The sequence below is a fragment of the Acidobacteriota bacterium genome, from assembly GCA_020853395.1.
Lineage (GTDB): Bacteria > Acidobacteriota > Vicinamibacteria > Vicinamibacterales > SCN-69-37 > JADYYY01.
This window is the reverse complement of record JADYYY010000005.1, coordinates 61112-82828: the sequence shown is the minus strand read 5'-3', so window position 1 is coordinate 82828 and position 21717 is coordinate 61112. Positions and strand designations below refer to the sequence as shown.

Here is a 21717-nt window from a genome sequence, read left to right as displayed (position 1 = left end):
CGCCTCGTGAGACGACGGCTCTACATCGACTGGCTCCGCGGCGTCGCCGTGCTGTGCATGATCCTGTGGCACGTCGCCGATGCCTGGACCGTGCGCGACGGACGGGACGGCGTCGCGTTCGCGGCCGTCGCGTTTCTCGCCGGCTGGGCCGCGCCGCTCTTCCTGTTTCTCGCCGGGCTGTCGGTGCCGCTCGCGGCGCGAGCGAGGATGGCGCGCGGGCTCGACCGCAGCGGCGCCTCGCGGATGCTGCAGCGCCGCGGGTGGCAGATCTTCGGCCTCGCGCACCTGTTCCGCGTGCAGTCGTTCCTCCTCAACGCCAACGGCAGTTGGAACGCGATCCTGAAGCCCGACATCCTGAACATCCTCGGGCTGGGCCTCGTGCTGACCGCGATCGTCTGGCGCCAGAGCCTCGGTGCTCGCGGCATCGTGATCTGGATGATCGTTCCGGCCGTCGCCATCGTCGGGCTGATGGCCCCGTGGGCAGAGACGTGGTGGTGGCCGTCGCTGCTCCACCCGCGGCTGGAGGCGTACGTCCGGCCCGTGGGGAACTACGGCGTGTTCAGCCTGTTTCCGCCGCTCGCCTACGTGCTGGCCGGCGCGGCGATCGGCGAGTGGCTGTCGCTGGCGGGCGAAGCCGTCCTGCGCCCGATCGGTGTCGCCGCGGCCCTGATGCTCGCCGGGGGCGTCGGCCTGACGCTGTGGCTGAGGCCTGCGCCCGACCGCTGGTTCTTCGACGCCATCGCCTTTCTGTGGCGCACGGGCGCGATGGCGCTGATGCTCGTGGTGGCCCGCGCGGTGGTCGCGTGGGCCCCGGGGCAAGGCCACGGTCTGCTGGTTCTCTTCGGGCAGACCTCGCTCTTCGTGTACTGGGTGCACGTCGAGCTGGCCTATGGGATTTTCAGCTACCCGCTTCACCACACGCTCGGGCTGGGCGCGGCGCTCATCGGCTATGCCGCGGTGGTGTGGTCGATGGCCGGGCTGGCGGGCGTTTGGGCTCGGCGACCGGCCGGCGCGCGGTGGATTCCCGCCCACATGGCGGCGCCCGTCTGAGCGGCGGTCACGCGAATTCGCTGGACTTTCGTTTCCGGCCCGTCGTGGCGCGGAGCGACGGTCCGCTCGCTTGAGATTGCGCGCGTCCGGCCCTTACAATCCCCGAACGCCGCCCCTCGGCCGTTCTTCCAGACCACGAAAGGATTCCGGCTGCTTATGATCAGCGTCGCCGCGCTCCGGATGCAGCAGTTTGGCGTGCAGTTCTACCAGGCCTCGTTGACGGCCAAGGACATCGACAAGCTGGTCAGGTTCGAAGTGCTGAGCTACGGCGATCAGGGGAGCGGGGTGGCCATCCGCGGCAGCCGCCGGTCGTCGAAGGTCCACTGGGATCTGCTGGAACGACGGATTGCCTCGAGCGAGAAGGCGTACCAGCGTCAGATCATCCGCCGCAAGATCGACGAGCTCATCGAGTACTACGAGCAGTGCCGGCAGGCGCAGGACCTGCCGTCGATTCCGGGAGCCGTCATCATCTCCTGCGACGAGGTGCTGAAGTTCGAGCCGCTGCCGGGGCAGGACGCGCTCGGCACGCTCAAGGTCCCCGAGCGCGAGGGCATCTTGCGCGCGATCGATGGGCAGCACCGGTTGTTGGCGCTCCACGCCGGGCTGGAACGCTTCGACGGCGAGACCTTCACCGTGCCTGCCGTGATCTTCGATCGGCTCCCTGAAGACCACCTCGTCCAGATGTTCGTGACGATCAACGCCAAGCACACGCGGCTCAATGCCTCGCACCTCGTGTCGCTCTCGGGCCGCCAGCTCTATCGCGACGAGAACCTCGCGGCGGCGCACGACGTGGTGCGCGCGCTGAACGAGCGCGAGGAGTCGCCGCTCTACCACGACATCAAGCTGCTCGGCGTGGGGCGCGGCCGCGTGGGCCAGGCGCCCCTGGCGCAGGAGCTGAAGAAGCTGTTCGTCGGCGGCGCGTTCGGCGGCGGCCGGAAAGGGGACGAGTTCCGCGAGGAGGCCCGCCGGTTCTTCGTCAACTACTTCAAGCAGGTCTCGGTCGTCTTCAATGCCGCCTGGCACGGCCGCAAGTACAGCATCAAGAGCGCGCCCGCGTTGAAGGCCTTCATCCGCGTCGCGCCGGACATCGTGCGCCACCTCGACCAGCAGCGCGCGGACCGCGCCGATTTTCGCGCGATCGGTCGCGTCATCGCGCCGTGGGGCCGGCGCATCGGCGACCTGCGATTCGAAACCGACGGCGCCTGGAAACGGACGACCGTGGACCAGCTCGCCAAGGAGCTCAGGCTCGCCCTGCAGTACCCCGAAGGCGCGATCTGAGGCCGAGATGAGCACCGGCGTGCTCTTTGTGAGCATGCGGGATGCTCATCGGTCTCCGCTGTCGCGCTGGCTCTTCGAGAACCATGGCTTCGAACACGGCACGCGCATTGCTCTCAGAAGTTGTCAGCGGACGACCTGAATTTGCGGCATTCGCCGTGAAGAGCTGGGGAGCCAGGTGGTTCGCGAAAAAGGCCCGCTCACGCGGGCCTTTTTTTGTACGGCCGCGGCCGTTCTCTACTTCCGGATTTCCGTGACGACGCCCATGAGGTAGTGGAGGGTGACGCGATCTCCGGCTTCCATGTTGCGGGGAGCCGCTTCGGCTCCCACCCTCGCGTGCCGAATTTCCCCTTCGGGGTCTTCCGGATCGATCCAGAACACGTCGAGCGAGATCTGACCGTGAATGGAGACGGGCTGGATACGATGGATGATGGCCGGTCGCGAGCCTTTGAGCATGCCGCCTGCTGACGTTCCGTCTAGGTTACTCCGCGGGTGCCCGGCGTACAATCGAAAGCTGATGATCCCACCCGCCCGTGCCACCGCCGCCATCATCGTCGCTCTGATCGGGCTGCTGGCTGCCGCGCCTTTCGCGGCCGGACGGCTCGAGCTCCAGGACGCGCTCCCGTCCGGGCGTGATCTCGTCGCCCGCCATGTCCAGGCGATCGGCGGTGAGAAGGCGCTCGCCGCCATCTCGTCCATTCGTGCGCGAGGGAAGTTCGAGATCCAGGCGCAGGGGATCTCCGGCGATCTGGAGATCCTCTCCGCCCGGCCGGCAAAGCTGCTGTCGCGCGTCACGGTGCCGGCCCTCGGGCGCATCGAGAACGGCTACAACGGCACCGTCGGATGGTCCGTCAGCCCCGTCTCCGGCCCCGAGCTGCTGACCGGCCGCCAGCTTTCGGAGCTGGCTGACGACGCCACGTTCGACAGTCAACTGCACGACGCGTCTCGCGTGCGCGAGATGACCACCACCGGCCGGATCGACTTCGATGGACGGCCAGCGTATCGAGTGCGCGTCGTGCTGGCCTCCGGCAGCGAGCAGATCGAGTACTTCGATGCCGAGGCCGGGTTTCAGATCGGATCCGAGGCGTCGCGTGCGACGGCTCAGGGCGTCGTCTCGATGGTGAACGTGCTTCGCGAGTATCGAAGGTTCGGCGCGCTCGTGCAGCCCACGGTGTTCGTGCAGCGGGCGCTCGGATTCGAGCAGCGGTTGACCATCGCCAGCTTCGAGTACGACGTGGTCCCTCCCGGCGCGTTCGATCCGCCCGCCGAGGTGAAGGCGTTGATCGGCCGGTGAGGCGCGCCCGCGTCCGCCGCGTCGCGCCTCTTCTGATCGTCGCCGCGGCGATGGCGGCGCCGATGCGCGGCGCCGCTGGCCAGGACTGGAAACAGTCTCTCCGGGCATCGTTCGAGCTCGTCTGGACGACGGTGAACGAGACGTTCTACGACCCGTCGTTCGGCGGCCTGGACTGGCCGGCCGTGCGCGCGGAGCTCGACCCGAAGCTCGAAGCGGCCGATACGCCCGAGGCGGCGCGGGACGTCATTCGCGCGATGATCGAGCGGCTCGGCCGGTCGCACTTCACGCTCATCACCGGTGGATCGGCGGGCAGATCCTGGCCGGGTGCCGCGGTGGTGTCGATCGACTTCCGGATGAGCGATGGCGGGACGCTCGTCACGCGCGTCGATCCGTCGTCGTCGGCCTTCCGTGCCGGGCTGCAGGCGGGCGACGTGCTGCTGTCGATCGATGGCCAGCCCGTGCCGGGCGCGTCCGCGCCGTTGCCGGCCGGTCGGCGAGAGCGGCTGATCCTCTGGCAGGACGTGTATCGGCGGCTTCACGGCGCGCCAGCCTCCGTCGTCGAGATGACCCGCCGGACGCCGCATGGCGACGTCGAGACGATTGCGGTTCAGCGCGAGCTGGATCGCGGCGAGGTCGTATCGCTCGGCAATCTGCCGGCGCTGCCGGTCAGGATCGACGTGACCGAGGCGCGAACGCCGGCAGGACGCCGGGCCGGCGTGATCGGGTTCACGGCATGGATGGCGGCCATCGCCCAGCCGTTCGCGGATGCCGTCGATCGGTTCCGGCAGGCCGACGGCATCGTGCTGGATCTCAGGGGCAATCCCGGTGGGCTGGCCGACATGATCCGGGGGATAGCCGGGCACTTCGTCGCGACGCCGGTGCTGCTCGGCCGCGTGCAGATGCGCGGCGTGGAGCTGGAGCTTCGGGCGAACCCGAGGCGATCGACGAGCGACGGCCGCCGCGTCGAGCCTTACGGCGGGCCCGTGGCGCTGCTCGTGGACGACATGACGGCGAGCGCGTCCGAGTGTTTCGCGGGCGGGATGCAGAGCCTCGGCCGCGTGCGGGTGTTCGGGACGCGAACCGCCGGGCAGGCGCTGCCGGCGTCGACGCGTCAGTTGCCGAATGGCGACGTGCTGATGTACGCGGTTGGCGATTTCGTGACGTCCACCGGCGCGCGGCTCGAGGGCGTCGGCGTGGTACCCGACGAGGAGATCCCCCTCACGCCGGAGGGCCTGGCCGGCGGCCGCGATCCCGCGCTGGCGGCGGCGCTGGCGTGGCTGGATTCGGCGGCGAACGGCCGGTGACGCTCGGCCGTCCAATGTCGATGAACCTTTGACCTCTGCCGGGATTTGTTGGTAGACTTTGACGACCTGCAAGATTGAGCTGCCTTCCGTATCGGGGTCCGTCTGACCCTGGAGATCGCGCGCTCGAGTCCGTTCTTCGGCATCGAAGAGCGGGGGCGCCTGAGGAACCGGAAACGAAGGCCTGTCGGGAGAATTGAATGGAGCAGCGCCCGCTGCGTCTTGGCGACATTGTGGACGATTACTGTACGCGTGAGCGACGCATCACCAACCATGCGGTCGTCGCCCTCGTCGGAGACGCGATACGTCAAACCCGTTGTACGACCTGCGATACGGAGCATCCCTACAAAGGAGCGAGGGAACCGCGGCTTCGGAAGAAGCCCGCGACCTCGGAGCTGTACGATCAGGTGCTTGCCGGCGTGAACGGCAATCGGCCGTCGGCATCGCCCGCCCCTCCCGTCGAGGAGCCTGAGCCGATGTCAGCGAGCGCCGCGCCCGGGTCCGAGCCGGATCACGCGGAGGCTGAGGAGGTCGACGAAGCCCCGCCTGCCGACGGGTCCTCCCATGAGGTCTGGCCAGGGCATCGGCGGCTCATTCGCGCCACGCTGCCGCGCTCGGACAGCGAACCGCCGCCGCCGCGTCCGATTCCCGAGTTCACCATGCACCAGCGTCCGCAGCCGCGATCGGCGCGCGGATTCCGCTTTCGCGGCCAGCCGAATGGCCACGCGAACGGAAACGTGGCCGGTGGATCCGGTGGATTCGGTCAGGGCCGGCCGTCGCGGCCCGGGCGGCACCGCCACAAGAAGCGGCCTCGTTGACGACGGTGACGTCGTTTTCGCTGGCCGACCACGTCGGCGTGGTCGTGGGGGTCGCCAACAGGCGATCGATTTCGTGGGCGATTGCCAGCGCCGCGGCGGCCGCGGGCGCGCGCGTGGCGCTCACGTTCCAGAACGCACGTCTGGAAGAGAACGTCCGCGAGCTCGCGGGCACGCTCGCGGATCCGCTCCTTCTTCCATGCGACGTCACGAACGACGCCGAGCTCGACGCGCTGTTCGAGGCCGTCGATCGCCGCTACGGACGTCTCGACTTCCTCGTGCACGGGGCGGCGTTCGCCGATCGCGAGGATCTCGCCAGGCCGTTCGTCGAGACGTCGCGGGAAGGCTTCCGCAAGGCGCTCGACGTCAGCGCGTACTCGCTCGTCGCCCTGGCGCGGCGCGCGGCCCCGCTCATGGAGCGGCAGCAGAGCGGCAGCATCCTGACGCTCAGCTATCTGGGCGCTGAGCGCGTGTTCCCCAACTACAACGTCATGGGCGTCGCGAAAGCCGCGCTCGAATCGTCGGTCCGTTACCTCGCCGCGGATCTCGGCGCCCGCAACATCCGCGTCAACGCGATCTCGGCCGGGCCGATCAAGACGCTCGCCGCATCCGGCATCGCCGGGTTCTCGTCGATCCTGCAGACGTACCGGGATCGCGCGCCGCTCAGGCGCACGGTCGAGGCCGAGGAAGTCGCCGACGCCGCGGTGTTCCTGCTGAGTCCGGCCGGCCGTGCCGTCACGGGCGAGGTCCTGATCGTGGACGGCGGCTATCACGCCATGGGCGTCTGACGCCCGTAGCGCTCCGTCTGGAACTTCTCGATCAGCGCTTTCATCTTCACCGCATCGCCCTTCGTGTGTCCGTGGCAGACGATCGGGCTGTGGCCGCCGGTCGTCTCGATGAACACATCCGAGAACACGAGGTTCGTGTCGATCCGGATCGACGAGACGTGCGCGATGTGGATGGACTCCTCGATCCTGCCGACCCATTGCGGCTGGTACAGCGTGATGCTGTCGGGGGTCACGAGCACCTGCGCGGGAAACACGCGGTTGCCTTTGCTCAGCCGGCTCGCGCGGAACACGTGCGCCCCCGGGAGCCGTCGTCCCTTGCGGTACGCGATGGCGATCGCCAGCGCGATCGGGACGAGGAGGGCGACGGCGATCGTGACCGAAGGGTCCATGCAGCAGATGGTAAGCTGAACCGTGCCGCATCGAGCCCCGGGGTCGCCAGCGCGCGGCCCGCGTCAGTACCTCACTGGTCAACCCATCACCTACTACCGGCCAGGCGGTGACCCGGCCATCACCCGGCTGATCGATCAGGGGTTCCAGGCATTCAACGCCGGCCGTCTCTCGGAGGCGTGCCGCATCTTCGCGGACAAGATGCTCGCGCCGAAGAACGACACGACCATCGGCTTGACGATGGCCGGCGCGCTCACGCCGGCCGGGTTGGGCGGCTGCGTGATCGAGATGATCGAGCACGGGCTCATCGACTTCATCATCAGCACGGGGGCGAACCTCTACCACGATCTGCACTACGCGCTGAACTTCACGCTGCGACGCGGCTCGCCGTTCCTCGACGATCGCGAGCTGTACCGCGCCGGGGTGATCCGCATCTACGACGTGCTGTTCCCGGCCACCGTGCTGCTCGAGACGGACGCCTACATTCGCGACTTCCTCGTGCGCTCGGGGATGACCGGCCCGATGTCGACGTCCGAGTTCCACTACCGGCTCGGGCAGGATCTGCTGGCGCGCCGGCCCGGCTGTGAAGAGCACTCGGTCGTGGCGCGCGCCGCGAAGCTCGGCGTGCCCATCTACACCTCGTCGCCCGGCGACAGCTCGATCGGGATGAACGTCGCGTGGCACGAGCTGATGACCGGCGGCACGCTGATGATGGATCCGAACCTCGACGTCAACGAGGTCTGCGCGATCATCCTGAACGGCAAGAAGAACGGCTGCGTGATCCTCGGCGGAGGGTCGCCGAAGAACTTCTACCTGCAGGGACAGCCGACGCTCTGGGAGGTGTACGGCATCCCGAAAGGCGGCAACGACTTCTTCATCCAGTTGACGACGGATCAGGTGGTCTGGGGCGGGCTGTCCGGCGCGACGCCGTCCGAAGCCGTGAGCTGGGGCAAGGTGAATCCCGGCGTGCTGCCCGACACGGTCGTGGCGTACTGCGATTCGACGATCGCGTTTCCGTTGTTCTGTGAGTACGCGCTCGGCAGCCGGCACGGCACGCGCAAGCGCAAGAACCTGTACGCGAAGCGCCAGGCGCTCGTGGCCGAGCTGCGGCGTCAGGGCGCGGCGGCCAGGCCGGTACGGCCGTCGCCGTCGGCCGCGCCGCAGGATCGCAAGAAGACGCGGGAGAGGCGCCGCTCGGCGGCGCGGAAGCCGACCGAGCCCCGTCGTTCGTGAGCCGCGCGCCCGGCGACGCGCGGCTGGATGAGGAGCCGGCCCATGGGCACCCTCGCATCGGAGCTGCAGCCGTTCGCAGCCGCGTGGCGGTCCGCGCCGCGCGTGTACGTCGACGCCAACGTGCCGCTCGGCAGCGTGACGCTGATGCGGCAGGAGCTCGGGTGGGACGTGCTCTTCGTGCTCGAGGACGCCCGCCTGCGCCGGGCATCCGATCGTGACCACTTCGTACGCGCCTACGAGCTGGCCCGTACGCTCATCACGCTGGATCGCGATTTCGTCGACGACCTGCGGTTTCCGCCGTCGCTGAGCCCCGGGCTGATCGTGTGCTCCGCGCCGGACGAGCGCGGGATCGGCCGGATCCTCCGGTACGTCGATCGCGAGGTGTTTCGCGCGGCACCGAGCGTGGTCCAGCCGTTGCGCGGCCGGAAGCTGGAGCTCACGCCGGACGTCGTGATCCAGATTCCGAAAGGCGCGTGACCTTGGGTCGCTGTCCGCGCGGGCGCGCGCGCTCGCTCGGCTCGTGCCGCGTCCGTTCCTCCCGACGTCACGTCGAGCGATCGTCTGTGTGGCTCGCGCCGGTCCAGACGGCGGCGTAGTCGGTCGGGTCCGCCACACCGGCAACGCGGAACGCATCCTGCCGCTCGCGGCACTTGCTGCACCGGCCGCAATGACGTTCGCCGGCCGGCTGCATGCACGACAGCGTGAGCTCGAGCGGCACGCGCAGCTCGACGCCGAGCCGGACGACGTCTTCCTTGTGCAGGCGCGAGAACGGCGCCGCGATCTCGAGCGGCCGGCCGAGGCCGAGCGACATCGCCGCCGCCATCGTTCGGAAGAACTCGGGCGTCGCATCGGGAAACGGGTTCCCCGCCAGCGGACCGAGCACCAGGCGGCCGGCGCCCAGCCGCGCGCAGAGCACCGCGGCCTTCGCGATCAGCACGATGTTGCGGCCCTCGAGGTAGACGTCTTCGTCCGGCGTGTCGTACGCCGGCGCGCGTCCTTCGATCGCCCAGTGCGTTGCCGGATAGACCTCGCGCATGTCGACCGTGAGCGCCGCCAGCGGCCGCGTGCGCGCGGCGAACGGCGCGCTCGACAGCAGACGCTCGATGGCGCGTGCTTCCGCCGGCTCCCACGCCATGCCGGTCCGCACGTGAATCGGCCAGACGACGTCCGAGCGCGCAGCTTCGTCGGCGAGCAGCACGGCGCTGTCGAGACCACCCGAGAAGAGGACGGCGGACGTCATGGGCCTTGCGCTAGGTTACAGTGTGGACATGTACCTGGTGACCAAGCGCATCGACTTCTGTTATGGCCATCGGCTGCTGGACTACGACGGGATCTGCAAGCATCCGCACGGGCACAACGCGGTCGTCGAAGTCGACGTGCGGACGGCCGAGCTCGACAGCCGCAACATGGTCGCCGACTTCTCCGACATCAAGCGCATCGTCAAAGGCTGGATCGACGCCGAGCTCGATCACAAGATGATCCTGCGCCACGACGATCCGCTCGTGGAGCCGCTTCAGGCGCTGCACGAGCCGGTGTTCACGACCGACAGCAACCCGACCGTCGAGCACATCGCGAAGCTCATCTTCGACATGGCGCGTCACCACGGCCTGGACGTGTTCGCCGTCCGCGTGTGGGAGACGCCCAGCTCGTTCGCGGAGTACCGGGACGGCGCGTGACCGGATCGCGGATCGGACGGTCGCGATCGAGCAGCCCGTGCGATCAGTCGGCCGCGGCTCTCACGAGCAGCAGCGGGATCTGGCTCTTGTGACGCACGGCCGAAATCGTGCTGCCGCGCACGAGATCGCCAAGGAACCGGTGGCCGTGCGTCGTCATGGCGATGAGGTCGCAGCCGTCGGCTTCGGCCACCTTGAGGATCTCGGTTGGCGGATCGCCCATCGCCAGCCGTACGTCCACCGTCAGCCCCTGTGATCGGAGCGCCGCGGCGCGGCGCTCGAGGTAGTCGCGATCGCTTTTGATCTCCTCCGATTCGGCCAGCTTCAGCTCGTCGAAGTGGCGGGCGGCGAAGCCGTCGGCGACGTGCACGAGCAGGAGCGTCGACCCGAGCAGCGTCGCGAGCTGCGCGACGTGGGGCAGCAGGCTCTCGTCGGCGCGGCCGTGCTCGAGGGCGACCAGGATGCGTCGATACATGATCACCCGAACAGGTGGCCCACCCGTTCGCTGAGGCCGAAGTAGTCCGACAGGTACTTGACGTTGAGGGCGACGATCAGCGCGGCCGTCGACCACGCGAGCACCTGCACCGCCGACGAGTTGACGAACCGCCCCATCTTACGCCGGCTGCTCGTGAACGCGACCAGCGGCACGACGGCGAACGACAACTGAAGGCTGAGCACGACCTGGCTGAAGACCAGCAGGCTCGCGGTGCCGCTCTCGCCGTACAGCGCCGTCGTGATGACCGCCGGCACGATGGCGATCAGCCGCGTGATCAGCCGCCGCAGCCACGGCCGCAGCCGGATCTGCAGAAAGCCCTCCATCACGATCTGGCCGGCGAGCGTGCCCGTGAGCGTGGAGTTCTGCCCGGACGCCAGCAGCGCGAGCGCGAACAGCGTGCTCGCGAGCGGCGCGCCGAGCATCGGCGTGAGCAGGCGGTACGCGTCCTGGATCTCCGCGACCTCGCTCTTGCCGAAGAACGTCGCGGCCGAGACGACGAGAATCGCGCCGTTGATGAAGAGCGCGAACATCAGCGCCACGCTGGAGTCGATGGTCGCGAACTTGATCGCTTCGGCCTTTCCCGCGTCGGTGTGCTCGTACTTGCGCGTCTGGACGATCGACGAGTGCAGGTAGAGGTTGTGCGGCATCACCGTCGCGCCGAGGATGCCGATGGCGACGTACAGCATCTCGGGCCGCTCGATGATCTCGAACCGCGGCACGAAGCCGCCCAGCACCGCCGCCACGTCCGGCCGCGAGAAGACGATCTCGGCGAAGAAGCAGCCGCCGATCGTGAGGATCAGCGTGATGACGAGCGCCTCGAGGTACCGGAACCCCTTGTTCTGCAGGTACATCACCGCGAGCACGTCCAGCGCCGTCAGGCAGACGCCCCAGACGAGCGGCAGCCCGAACAGCAGGTTCAGCGCGATCGCCGATCCGATCACCTCCGCCAGGTCGCAGGCGCAGATCGCGATCTCGCACAGCACCCAGAGCCCGAACGACACCGGCCGCGAGTAGTGGTCGCGGCACGCCTGCGCGAGGTCCCGGCCCGTGACGATGCCCAGCTTGGCGCAGAGCGACTGCAGCAGGATCGCCATCAGGTTGGAGAGCAGGATCACGCTGAGCAGCGTGTAGCCGAACATCGAGCCGCCGGCCAGGTCGGTGGCCCAGTTGCCCGGATCCATGTAGCCGACCGCCACGAGGTAGCCGGGACCGGAGAAGGCGAGCAGCTTGCGCCAGAAGCCGAGACCGTGCGGCACCTGGATGCTGCGGTGGACTTCGGGCAGGCTCACGTCGGTGCGCGCGTGCCGCCACGCGCCGTCCGTGCCGGCAGGCTGAGGCGGTTCGACGGCCGCGCCAGCCGGGGGGTGACCCGGTCGTGCCGGCTGCGCCTGTCCCTCGGGCATCATTTGGGTATTATAGAAATAAAGTTTGAAGAGTCAAACTTTCAGCAAGGCCTGCGGAATGGGCACGCGTTTCGTCTTATCGCGTCGGGCTGACCAGCAGTTTAGAGGCCGCGCGCAAGCCGATGATCGTCGACTCGCCGGCCGGCGACCGGAGCTCGACGGAGTCCGCAGCCTCGTCGCGCGCTTCCAGCGTGACGATCGCGCCGGGCACGAGCGCCCGCCCTTCCACGAACCTGAGGAATCCCGGGTCCTGGTCGAGGACACGCTCGACGATGAGCGGCACGCCGAGCGGGGCAGCGGCGAGCGCGACGTAGTCTGGGGTCGCCATCACGCCCTCGGCGGACGGGATGGGGTCGCCGTGCGGGTCGGCGGCGGGCCGGCCCAGCATCTGGTCCATGCGCTCGATGAGACGATCGGACACGGCGTGTTCGAGCTGCTCGGCTTCGTCGTGCACGTCCGCCCAGCTCATGCCGAGGACTCGCACCAGGAACAGCTCGACGAGCCGATGCCGGCGCAGCACGCGGCTCGCGAGCCGCTCGCCGGCCTCCGTGAGCCGCACGCCCATGTACGGCTCGTAGCGCGCCAGACCTGACTCCGCCAACGTCTTCACCATCGTCGTCGCGGTGCCGGGCACGACGCCCAGCGCCGACGCGACCTGCCCCATCGGCACGAGCGACTCAGGCTCGCTCAGGTTCGCCTGCGCGAGGAAGATCGCCTTCAGGTAGTTCTCGACGGTCTGAGACGGAAGCATGCGTCATTATCATGGCTCCCACCTGTGATGTCCGAGCCCAGGCCCTTCGGCGCGGAAGCCGGTCGCGTGCGGCACCTTGACCAAGGCGATCGTTGGGCGGCATGACCGGCCGAGCTGAGCGATCGCTCGAGCGCGCGCTCGAGACGCCGCAGGGCAAGTATCGATACGCGCGCCGGTTGTTCGCGACGATCGCCGATCGCTACGACCTCATCACGCGGCTGCTCTCGTTCGGCTGCGATCAGCGCTGGAAGCGGATGCTGGTGCGGCGGGCTGGCGTCGCGCCGGGCATGCGCGTCCTCGACCTCGCCTGCGGCACGGGAGATCTCGCCGAGCTGATGAGCCGGCGAGGCGCCACGGTCATCGGCCTCGATTTCACGGCGCCGATGATCGCGCGGGCGCGCCGCAAGGGGATCGATCACGCGAGCTGGGTGGTCGGCGACATGACGCATCTGCCGCTGCCTGCCGAGGCGTTCGACGTGGTCACGATCGGCTACGGTCTCCGAAACGTCGTCGACCTGCCGCGTGCGCTCGACGAGATCGCCGCGACGCTTCGGCCCGGCGGCGTTCTGGCGGCGCTGGACTTCGAGCGGCCGGAGTCCGCCTCCATCCGCGCGATCTACCTCGGGTACCTCACGGTCGTCGGATCGGCGCTCGGCGCGGCGCTCCATGGCGACCCCGGCACGTACCGGTACATCCCGGCGACGGTCGCGCGGTATCCGGGCGCGCGGCCTGTCGCGGTCATGATGCGCGACGCCGGGCTGACCGCCGTCGAGCACGTCCCGATCTTCGGCGGCCTGATGGCCGCGCACTTCGCGCGAAAGCGCTCGGAGCCGCCGCCTCCGCATCCCGTAGAATGCGGAAGGGGGAACGACCATCGTGGAAGTGTCGGAGCTTCGTAAACGCATCCTGCGGGCGCTCGACGAGGCGCGAAAGGACGCAGCCGCCAGGCGGCAGGCCGTGGACGATGCGACGGCCGCCTACGCGGGCTTTCTCGAGCACATCGCCGTGCCGTTGATGCGGCAGGCCGCGCAGATCCTGAATTCCACCGGCCCGTCCTTCAGCGTGCACACGCCGGCGGGCAGCGTCCGGCTGCACGCCGACCAATCGCCGCAGACGTTCGTCGAGCTCGTCCTGGACGCAACGAAAGCGCCGGTCGAGGTGCTGGGCCGGACGAGCGTCACGCGCGGGCGCGACGGCCACCTCGTCGAGCGTCCGATCGCGCCGGGCAAACCGGTGGCCGAGCTCAGCGAAGAAGACGTGGCGACGTTCCTGCTCGCCGAGATCCCGAAACTCATCGTTCGATCGTGAAGGGAGACTCTATGCGCGCCGTTCTCCTCGCCGTCCTGATCGGTTGCATCGCCTCGGCCGCTTCGGCTCAGACTGCCGCGCCCGCTCTTCCGATCGTGATCGCGGCGGGCGAGGCGACCGTCAAGCGGCCGCCCGATCGCGCCTCGATCTCGATCGCGATCGAGACGCGCGATGCCCGTCCCGCCGAAGCGCGCCGCCGGAACGCCGAGACGATGACGGCCGTGCAGGGCATCGTCAAAGGCGCGGGCGTGCCGGCGAGCGCGATTCGAACGACCGCGTTCTCCATTGCGCCCGAGATGGACTGGCGCGACGGAAAGGGTACGCTGCGCGGCTATGTCGTCCGCAACCAGATCGACGTGCGGGTGGACGACCTCGATCGCCTGCCGGAGCTGCTCGACGCGCTCAACAGCCCGCGAGGCGTCGTGCTGTCGGTGCACGGCCCGCGATTCGATTTGAAGGACGAACCTGCGGTGCAACAGGAAGCGCTGAAGCTGGCGGTCGAGGCGGCGATGAGCCGCGCCAGGGCGATGGCCGCCGGCGCCGGACGTCAGCTCGGCCAGATCCTGCGCATCGAGGAGCCGTCGAGCGGCGGCGGCGCGCCGCAGCCGATGTTCTCGATGCGTGCGGCGGCCGCGCCCGCCGACGTGCAGACGCCGATCGCCCCCGGCGAGATCGAAATCCAGGCCAGGGTCGTGCTGACCGTCGAGCTGAAGTAGCTATCCGTCGTCGCGGCCGAGAGCCGCTTCGAGCAGATCCACGTCGTCGCGCCCGGCCAGCTCGGGCTTGACCACGGCCCGGACGGCGACGTGCAGCGGCTCGATCTCTTGCAGCGACTTCGTGGACGTCACGCCGAGATCCTTGAAGCGTCTCGCGCTCGGCAGCACCTTGTGCTCGAGCGAGCCGACGAACCGGTCGTAGCTCTCGCCGGCCTGCCGGATGTTCCGTCCCACGTCCTCGAGGTGGCCGATCATCGTCGCCAGCCGTTCGTAGAGGTCACGGCCGAGCTGCTGGATCTCCTCGGCGTTTCGCGCGAGCTGTTGCTGGCGCCAGCCCGACGCGACGGCTTTCAGCAGCGCGAGCAGCGTCATCGGCGTGGCCGGGATCACGCGCTGCGCTGCGGCCACGTCGAACAGCGCTTCGTCGCGTTCGAACGCCGCCGACAGCAGCGGCTCGAGCGGCAGGAACATCACGACGAAGTCGGGCGCGGGCTGGAACTGCCGCCAGTATTCCTTCGCACCGAGCGCGCGGATGTGATCCCGAACCTGACGGATGTGCGCCGCGAACCCCTGTTCACGGATCGCCGGGTCCGACGCGTTCACCGCGTCGCGGTACGCCTGGATTGGCACCTTCGAATCGACGACGATCGTGGCGTCTCCGGGAAGCCTGACGATGAGGTCGGGTGTCTGGCGCGCGCCCGCGTCCGACGTCAGGCTCTGCTTCTCCACGAAATCGCAGAAGGGCAGCATGCCGGCCAGCTCCACGATCCGGCGCAGTTGGATCTCGCCCCACGCGCCGCGAACGTTCGGCGAGCCGAGCGAGCGCGACAAGCCCTCCGCCGTGCTCCGAAGCTGCTCCTGCGCGAGCTGCAGCAACCCGAGCTGCGAGGCGACGGCCTGGAACGAGCCTTCGCGCGCGCGATCGACGTCGGAGAGATGGCGCTCCACGCGATCGAGCGTCTCTCTGACGGGCGTGATGATCGCTTGGGCGTTCTCCAGGAAGTCCTGCCGGTTCTCGCGGAGCGCGGCGCGTGAGAGCGCCGCGAACGCGTCGCGAAGCTGGGCCTGCCGCTCGGCGAGCTCGACGCGCTGGTGCTCGACGGCGCGAATGGCGGCCTCGCGTTCCGCGGCCAGCCGCGCGCTGTCGGCGGCGAGCGCGGCGCGATCGCGCAGCCAGAGGACCAGGACCACGGCCGCGCCCGCGAGCGCGCCGAGGGCGGCCGACAGGACCGTCACGAGCATGGGCCGAGTATAGGCGGCACGGTGTGACAGGTATGGTCACACAGAGTGACCGGCGCGGGAGCGGAAAGATGGCGTCGCTAATAAGAACTGTCTCATCAACGAGTTGGCGTCCATCGGCCGCTTGCCGATCCTCGCAGAGCCCGTTAAGATGGACTCGTTCGGTCGGATATTACCGGCCGGCAGTTCCCCATGCTGCGCCTGTCGAAGAAAGCGGATTACGCCCTGCTCGCGATGCGGCATCTGGCCGCGAACATCGATCGCGGATCGGTGCCGGCTCGAGAGCTCGCCGAGACGTACGACATTCCCTCGGAGCTGCTGGCGAAGGTGCTGCAGAAGCTCGTGCGTGCCAAGCTCCTGGCTTCCCATCAGGGCACGCGCGGCGGCTACGGCTTGAGCCGGCCGGCGGAGCTGATGTCGGTGGCCGACGTGATTCAGGCCGTGGACGGGCCGCTCACGGTGACGGCCTGCTCCACGAGCGACCAGAGCTGCGACCAGTACGCGAAGTGCAACATCCGCGATCCGTTGTGGCGCATCAAGGATCGGATCGTCTCCGCGTTGGCGGCGACGTCGGTCGCCGAGCTGGCGCGGGACATGAACAGCGAACCGGACCTGGTGCCGGTGATGATGCGGAATCCGAAGCGATGATCAGCGTGACCGACAACGCGGCAGCCCAGATCCGGCGGCTGCTGGAGAAGCAGTACACCGAGGCCACGGGCCTGCGCGTCGGCGTGAAGGCCGGCGGCTGTTCGGGGTTCGAGTACGTCTTCGCCTGGGAGCCGGAGCCTCGCGACGGCGACCTCGTGTTCGACGGGCCTGGCGGCGTCCGCGTGTGGATCGATCCGCGGAGCCATCGGCTGCTCGACGGCACGACGCTCGATTACGACACGGGTCTGCTCAGCCGCGGCTTCGTCTTTCAGAACCCGCACGCGAAGAGCACCTGCGGGTGCGGCACGTCCTTCTCGGTCTAGGACGCCGCGAGGGCCCCGGAGCCGGGGCGTCAGCAATCAACGACGACCGCAGCCAGGCCGGCGCGGTCGATGCGTGGGGTGGGCCCACGCCAGGAAACTATGTCCACATCCACTGAGACCATCGAGCAGCTCGCGACGCGCGAGTACAAGTACGGGTTCGAGACGGCCGTCGAGGCCGACACGTTTCCTCCTGGGCTCAACGAGGACGTCATCCGGCGGCTGTCGGCGATCAAGGAAGAGCCGGCGTGGCTGCTGGAGTTCCGGCTGAAGTCGTACCGCGCCTGGCAGGCCATGGCCGTGCCGACTTGGCACAACCTGTCGATCGCGCCGATCGACTACAACGCGATCAGCTACTACTCGGCGCCGAAGAAGAAGCCGCAGCTCAAGAGCATCGACGAGGTCGATCCCGAGGTGCGGCGCACGTTCGAGAAGCTCGGCATTCCGCTGGAAGAGCAGTTGCTGCTCTCCGGCGTGGCGGTCGACGCCGTCTTCGACAGCGTGTCGGTGGCGACGACGTTCCGCGAGAAGCTGGCGGAGCTGGGGATCGTCTTCTGCTCCTTCTCGGAAGCGGTGAAGCACCATCCCGAGCTGGTGAAGACGTATCTCGGCTCGGTCGTGCCGTACACGGACAACTTCTACGCGACGCTGAACTCCGCGGTCTTCAGCGACGGCTCGTTCGTCTACATCCCGAAGGGCGTGCGGTGCCCGATGGAGCTGTCCACCTATTTCCGCATCAACGCCCGCAACACCGGGCAGTTCGAGCGGACGCTCATCGTCGCCGACGCGGGCGCGCACGTGAGCTACCTGGAGGGCTGCACGGCGCCCATGCGGGACGAGCACCAGTTGCACGCGGCGGTCGTCGAGCTCGTCGCGCTGGAGGGCTCGACCATCAAGTACTCGACCATCCAGAACTGGTATCCGGGCGACGCCGAGGGCAAGGGCGGCATCTACAACTTCGTCACCAAGCGCGGCAAGGCGATGGCGAACGCGAAGATCACCTGGACGCAGGTCGAGACCGGCTCGGCGATCACGTGGAAGTATCCGAGCTGCATCCTGCAGGGAGACAACTCGGTCGGCGAGTTCTACTCGGTCGCGACGACGAACAACCGGCAGCAGGCCGACACCGGCACGAAGATGATCCACCTCGGGCGGAACACGCGGAGCACGATCGTCTCGAAGGGCATCTCCGCCGGCCACGGGCAGAACACGTACCGGGGCGCGGTGCGCATCGGCAAGCACGCGCACGGTGCGCGCAACTACTCGCAGTGCGACTCGCTGCTCATCGGTGACAAGTGCGGCGCGCACACGTTCCCCTATCTCGAGATCAGGAACACGTCGGCGAAGGTGGAGCACGAGGCCTCCACGTCGAAGATCGGCGAAGACCAGCTCTTCTATTGCCGCCAGCGCGGCATCTCGATGGAAGACGCCGTGAACATGATCGTGAGCGGCTTCTGCAAGGAGGTGTTCCGCGAGCTGCCGATGGAGTTCGCCGTGGAAGCCCAGAAGCTGCTGTCGATCAGCCTGGAAGGATCGGTTGGCTAGACCACGGGTACAACATGTACGACCGGTACGACAGGTTCAAGGAACGAGCTGACGCTCGTCTGCTTTTCCTGTCGGGCGAAGGTGGGGAAGTTCGTGCGGGCGGCGCGGGAAGTGCCGCCGGGCACTGAGTCACGAGGCGCAGGAACCATGTTGCTTGAGATTCGAGATTTGCACGCGCGGGCGGAAGGCAAGGACATCCTGAAGGGCTTGTCGCTCGACGTGAACGCGGGCGAGGTGCACGCGATCATGGGCCCGAACGGGTCGGGCAAGAGCACGCTGGCGCGGGTGCTCGCGGGCCATCCCGGCTACGAGGTCACCGGCGGGACCATCCGCTACGACGGCAAGGATCTGCTGGAGATGGCGCCGGAGGTGCGGGCCTGTGAGGGCCTGTTCATGGCGTTCCAGTACCCGGTCGAGATCACCGGCATCAACAACAGCTACTTCCTCAAGGCGGCGCTGAACGCCGTGCGCAAGTACCACGGCCAGCCCGAGCTCGACGCCGTGGAGTTCATGCAGCTCGCGCGGGAGAAGTCGAAGCTGCTCGAGATGGATCCGGCGATGCTCAGCCGCGCCGTGAACGAGGGGTTCTCCGGCGGCGAGAAGAAGCGCAACGAGATCTTCCAGATGGCGGTGCTCCAACCGCGGCTGGCCGTGCTCGACGAGACCGACTCGGGTCTCGACATCGACGCGCTCCGGATCGTGGCGAACGGCGTCAACGCGCTGCGCAGCCCCGAGCGCGCGATGATCCTCGTGACCCATTATCAGCGCCTGCTGAACTACATCGTGCCCGACATCGTCCACGTGCTCACCGACGGCCGGATCGTCCGATCGGGCGGCAAGGAGCTCGCGCTCGAGCTCGAAGCGAAGGGCTACGGCTGGATCGAGCGCGAGAACGTGGGGGTCGCCTAGCCATGCCGCAGGTCGCAGACCGCGTCGGCGCGTTCGCCGCCGAGTTCGAGGCGTTCCGCCGCGCGCCCGCGTTCGGCCCGGAGTGGCTGCAGCGCCGGCGCGAGCGCGCATTCGATCGCTTCCTCGAACGCGGCATGCCGACGACCCGCGACGAGGAATGGCGCTTCACCAACGTGGCGCCGATCGCCGCCGAGTCGTTCGTCCGCGCGCCCGAGCCGGCCCTCACGCGCGCCGACCTCGCGCCCCATCTCTTCGAGGGAGCCGGCGCGGAGATCGTCGTCGTCAACGGCCGCGTGATCAGGTCGCTGTGCTCGCTGCAGGCGCTGGAGCCGGCCGTGTCCGTGCGCACCCTGGCGGATGGCGGCGAGATCGTGGAAGACACCGGCGCGCTGGCCCGCGGCGATCACGGGCACGTGACGGCCGAACCGTCGTCCAACGCCTTCGTCGACCTGAACGATGCCCTGTTCGAGGACGCGATCGCCCTGCGCGTGGCGCCCGGCGCCGTTGTCGGCCGGCCCATCCACGTGATCGCCGTCTCCGCCGGCGGTGCGCGTCCGGCCTACGTGCTGCCGCGGATCCTGATCCACGTCGGCGAAGCGGCGGAGGTCAGCATCGTCGAGACGTACGCCGGGATCGGCCAGGGGACGACGCTGACGAGCGCGGTGACGCAGGTGCACCTGGACGCGGGCGCGATCGTCCGTCACGTGCGGCTCCAGCGAGAGGGCGATGAGGCGTTTCACCTCGGCAACCTGGCCGTCTGGCTCGACCGGGCGAGCACGTTCACGTCGCAGGCGCTGACGTTCGGCGGCCGCATCGCGCGCAACGACATCAGCGCGGTGCTCGGCGGCGAAGGCGCGGAGTGCACGCTCAACGGCCTGTACCTCGCGACCGGCGACAGCCTGGTCGACACCCATACGACCATCGATCACGCGAAGCCGCACTGTCCGAGCCACGAGGTGTACAAGGGCATTCTCGGCGGCCGGGCCCGGGCGGTCTTCAACGGCAAGATCCTCGTCCGGCCCGACGCGCAGAAGACGGACGCCAAGCAGACGAACCGCGCGCTGCTCCTGACCGACGAGGCGCAGATCAACACGAAGCCGCAGCTCGAGATCTTCGCCGACGACGTGAAGTGCACGCACGGCGCGGCGATCGGCCAGCTCGACGAGGACGCGATGTTCTATCTGCGGGCGCGCGGCGTCAGCGAGCCGGCGGCGCGCGTGATGCTGATCCACGCGTTCGCCGGCGAGGTGCTGGACGGCATCGCCGTGCCGGCCGTCCGCGAGCTGGCCATGCACCTGGTCGACCGGAAGCTGTCGATCGAGGAGCCATGACGCCCTCCGCCACGGCCCTGGACGTCGCGGCCCTCAGGGCCGACTTCCCGGCGCTGCACCAGCAGGTGCACGGCAAGCCGCTCGTGTACCTCGACAACGCCGCGACGACGCAGAAGCCGCAGGTGGTGCTCGACGCCCTGCAGCAGTACTACCGGCAGGACAACGCGAACGTCCACCGCGGCGTGCACACGCTCAGCGAACGCGCAACGGTGGCCTACGAGGCGGCGCGCGAGGCCGTGCGGGTCTTCCTCAACGCCAGGTCGGAGCGCGAGATCGTCTTCACGCGGAACGCCACGGAAGCCATCAACCTGGTGGCGCGCGCGTGGGGCGACGACAGCCTGCGCGCCGGCGACGAGGTGCTGATCTCGGCGATGGAGCACCACTCGAACATCGTGCCGTGGCAGCTCGCCTGCGCGCGGGCCGGTGCCACGCTGCGGGTGATTCCGATCGACGATCGCGGCGAGCTGATCTGGGAGCAGTTCGAGCTGTTGCTGAACGAGCGCACGCGCCTCGTCGCCGTCGTGCACGTCTCCAATGCGCTCGGCACGGTGAACCCGGTCGCCGAGATCGTGCGGCGCGCCCATGACGCGGGCGCGCGGGTGCTCGTGGACGGCTCGCAAGCCGTCCATCACATGCCGGTGGACGTGCGCGCGCTCGACGCCGATTTCTACGTGTTCACCGGCCACAAGGTGTACGGGCCCACCGGCATCGGCGTGCTGTACGGCCGGGAGGCGCTGCTCGACGCCATGCCGCCCTTTCTCGGCGGCGGCGACATGATCCGCAGCGTGTCGTTCGAGGAGAGCACCTGGAACGACCTGCCGTACAAGTTCGAGGCGGGCACGCCGAACATCGCGGGCGCGATCGGCCTGCGGGCCGCGCTCGAGTATCTCGGCGGGGTCGGCCTGCCCGCGATCGCCGCGCACGAAGCGGCCCTGCTCGACCGCGCGACCGGGGCGCTGTCGTCGATGCCCGGCGTGACCCTCGTCGGAACCGCTGCGCGGAAGAGCGCCGTCGTGTCGTTCGTGATGGATGGCATCCATCCGCACGACATCGGCACGGTGCTCGATCGCGAGGGTATCGCGATCCGCACCGGCCATCACTGCGCGCAGCCGGTCATGGACCGCTTCGGGATTCCGGCGACGGCCCGCGCCTCGCTGGCGATGTACAACACCGCGGCGGAGATCGACGCGCTCGCGGCGGGCCTCGATCGTGTGCGCACGCTCTTGGGGTGACGA

The 21717-nt window shown here is 68.7% G+C and carries 25 protein-coding genes; 18 read left to right on the top strand and 7 right to left on the bottom strand.

From position 1 onward, the window contains the following. The first annotated feature begins 6 nt into the window (after positions 1-6). Positions 7-1050: a DUF1624 domain-containing protein gene (locus IT184_04575; protein ID MCC7008068.1), complete on the top strand. Its 1044-nt coding sequence runs from the start codon at positions 7-9 to the stop codon at positions 1048-1050. 156 nt (positions 1051-1206) lie between these two features. Further along, a complete protein-coding gene (locus IT184_04570; protein ID MCC7008067.1) occupies positions 1207-2328 on the top strand; it encodes a DGQHR domain-containing protein in 1122 nt (373 codons plus the stop codon). 234 nt (positions 2329-2562) lie between these two features. Here IT184_04570 and IT184_04565 read toward each other — a convergent pair whose 3' ends face one another. Further along, positions 2563-2781: a hypothetical protein gene (locus tag IT184_04565; GenBank protein MCC7008066.1), complete on the bottom strand. Its 219-nt coding sequence runs from the start codon at positions 2779-2781 to the stop codon at positions 2563-2565. A gap of 61 nt (positions 2782-2842) precedes the next feature. Between IT184_04565 and IT184_04560 the strand changes: the two genes are divergently transcribed. The 4 genes from IT184_04560 to IT184_04545 all read left to right on the top strand — a co-directional run bounded on the left by IT184_04560 (position 2843) and on the right by IT184_04545 (position 6523). Continuing rightward, positions 2843-3619, top strand: a complete 777-nt coding sequence (locus IT184_04560; GenBank protein ID MCC7008065.1) for a hypothetical protein — start codon at positions 2843-2845, stop codon at positions 3617-3619. Next, complete coding sequence (locus IT184_04555; protein MCC7008064.1) at positions 3616-4923, top strand: PDZ domain-containing protein; 1308 nt, start codon at positions 3616-3618, stop codon at positions 4921-4923. Before IT184_04560 ends, IT184_04555 begins: the two co-directional genes overlap by 4 nt. A gap of 197 nt (positions 4924-5120) precedes the next feature. Next, positions 5121-5738: a hypothetical protein gene (locus IT184_04550; GenBank protein ID MCC7008063.1), complete on the top strand. Its 618-nt coding sequence runs from the start codon at positions 5121-5123 to the stop codon at positions 5736-5738. A 20-nt stretch (positions 5739-5758) separates the two neighbouring features. Further along, positions 5759-6523, top strand: a complete 765-nt coding sequence (locus tag IT184_04545) for an enoyl-ACP reductase (protein ID MCC7008062.1) — start codon at positions 5759-5761, stop codon at positions 6521-6523. On the opposite strand, the gene IT184_04540 is transcribed toward IT184_04545, so the two are convergent. Next, positions 6505-6912, bottom strand: a complete 408-nt coding sequence (locus IT184_04540) for a hypothetical protein (GenBank protein ID MCC7008061.1) — start codon at positions 6910-6912, stop codon at positions 6505-6507. The genes IT184_04545 and IT184_04540 overlap by 19 nt on opposite strands. A 22-nt stretch (positions 6913-6934) precedes the next feature. Here IT184_04540 and IT184_04535 point away from each other — a divergent pair, with 22 nt between their 5' ends. Together IT184_04535 and IT184_04530 are read left to right on the top strand one after the other, a co-directional pair. Next, positions 6935-8143, top strand: a complete 1209-nt coding sequence (locus tag IT184_04535) for a deoxyhypusine synthase (GenBank protein ID MCC7008060.1) — start codon at positions 6935-6937, stop codon at positions 8141-8143. 42 nt (positions 8144-8185) lie between these two features. Next, entirely contained in the window at positions 8186-8620 is a 435-nt protein-coding gene (locus IT184_04530) for a DUF5615 family PIN-like protein (protein ID MCC7008059.1), read from the top strand. A 67-nt stretch (positions 8621-8687) separates the two neighbouring features. Here the strand turns inward: IT184_04530 and IT184_04525 are convergent, their stop codons facing one another. After that, on the bottom strand, positions 8688-9383 hold the full coding sequence (locus IT184_04525; GenBank protein ID MCC7008058.1) for a 7-cyano-7-deazaguanine synthase: 696 nt from the start codon (positions 9381-9383) through the stop codon (positions 8688-8690). Between the two features lie 28 nt (positions 9384-9411). On the opposite strand from IT184_04525, the gene IT184_04520 reads away from it, so the two are divergent. Beyond that, the gene (locus tag IT184_04520) at positions 9412-9819 is read left to right on the top strand and encodes a 6-carboxytetrahydropterin synthase (GenBank protein MCC7008057.1); all 408 of its coding nucleotides are present in this window, start codon (positions 9412-9414) and stop codon (positions 9817-9819) included. A gap of 43 nt (positions 9820-9862) precedes the next feature. Here the strand turns inward: IT184_04520 and IT184_04515 are convergent, their stop codons facing one another. From IT184_04515 to IT184_04505, 3 genes are all read right to left on the bottom strand, one after another. After that, positions 9863-10291: a universal stress protein gene (locus IT184_04515; GenBank protein MCC7008056.1), complete on the bottom strand. Its 429-nt coding sequence runs from the start codon at positions 10289-10291 to the stop codon at positions 9863-9865. Between the two features lie 2 nt (positions 10292-10293). Beyond that, positions 10294-11715: an Nramp family divalent metal transporter gene (locus tag IT184_04510; protein ID MCC7008055.1), complete on the bottom strand. Its 1422-nt coding sequence runs from the start codon at positions 11713-11715 to the stop codon at positions 10294-10296. Positions 11716-11791: 76 nt separating this feature from the next. Continuing rightward, positions 11792-12466 (bottom strand): metal-dependent transcriptional regulator, encoded by a 675-nt coding sequence (locus IT184_04505; protein ID MCC7008054.1) that lies wholly within the window; start codon positions 12464-12466, stop codon positions 11792-11794. A 101-nt stretch (positions 12467-12567) separates the two neighbouring features. Here IT184_04505 and IT184_04500 point away from each other — a divergent pair, with 101 nt between their 5' ends. From IT184_04500 to IT184_04490, 3 genes are read left to right on the top strand one after another with little or no spacing between them, the layout of a single operon-like run. After that, positions 12568-13365 (top strand): ubiquinone/menaquinone biosynthesis methyltransferase, encoded by a 798-nt coding sequence (locus tag IT184_04500; protein ID MCC7008053.1) that lies wholly within the window; start codon positions 12568-12570, stop codon positions 13363-13365. Further along, on the top strand, positions 13343-13774 hold the full coding sequence (locus tag IT184_04495) for a hypothetical protein (protein MCC7008052.1): 432 nt from the start codon (positions 13343-13345) through the stop codon (positions 13772-13774). Before IT184_04500 ends, IT184_04495 begins: the two co-directional genes overlap by 23 nt. A gap of 11 nt (positions 13775-13785) precedes the next feature. After that, positions 13786-14490 (top strand): SIMPL domain-containing protein, encoded by a 705-nt coding sequence (locus tag IT184_04490; GenBank protein MCC7008051.1) that lies wholly within the window; start codon positions 13786-13788, stop codon positions 14488-14490. On the opposite strand, the gene IT184_04485 is transcribed toward IT184_04490, so the two are convergent. Further along, positions 14491-15732 (bottom strand): DNA recombination protein RmuC, encoded by a 1242-nt coding sequence (locus IT184_04485; GenBank protein MCC7008050.1) that lies wholly within the window; start codon positions 15730-15732, stop codon positions 14491-14493. A 189-nt stretch (positions 15733-15921) separates the two neighbouring features. Between IT184_04485 and IT184_04480 the strand changes: the two genes are divergently transcribed. The 6 genes from IT184_04480 to IT184_04455 all read left to right on the top strand — a co-directional run bounded on the left by IT184_04480 (position 15922) and on the right by IT184_04455 (position 21714). Then, complete coding sequence (locus IT184_04480; protein MCC7008049.1) at positions 15922-16377, top strand: Rrf2 family transcriptional regulator; 456 nt, start codon at positions 15922-15924, stop codon at positions 16375-16377. Continuing rightward, entirely contained in the window at positions 16374-16700 is a 327-nt protein-coding gene (locus tag IT184_04475) for an iron-sulfur cluster assembly accessory protein (protein ID MCC7008048.1), read from the top strand. Before IT184_04480 ends, IT184_04475 begins: the two co-directional genes overlap by 4 nt. A 99-nt stretch (positions 16701-16799) precedes the next feature. After that, a complete protein-coding gene (gene sufB, locus IT184_04470; protein MCC7008047.1) occupies positions 16800-18242 on the top strand; it encodes a Fe-S cluster assembly protein SufB in 1443 nt (480 codons plus the stop codon). Between the two features lie 147 nt (positions 18243-18389). Beyond that, positions 18390-19151, top strand: coding sequence for a Fe-S cluster assembly ATPase SufC (gene sufC / locus IT184_04465; protein MCC7008046.1), 762 nt, complete (start codon positions 18390-18392; stop codon positions 19149-19151). A 2-nt stretch (positions 19152-19153) separates the two neighbouring features. Then, positions 19154-20482 carry a Fe-S cluster assembly protein SufD gene (sufD, locus tag IT184_04460; GenBank protein ID MCC7008045.1) on the top strand — a complete coding sequence of 443 codons (1329 nt, stop codon included), beginning with the start codon at positions 19154-19156 and terminating at the stop codon, positions 20480-20482. Positions 20483-20499: 17 nt separating this feature from the next. Then, positions 20500-21714 (top strand): cysteine desulfurase, encoded by a 1215-nt coding sequence (locus IT184_04455; protein ID MCC7008044.1) that lies wholly within the window; start codon positions 20500-20502, stop codon positions 21712-21714. Positions 21715-21717 lie beyond the last annotated feature (3 nt).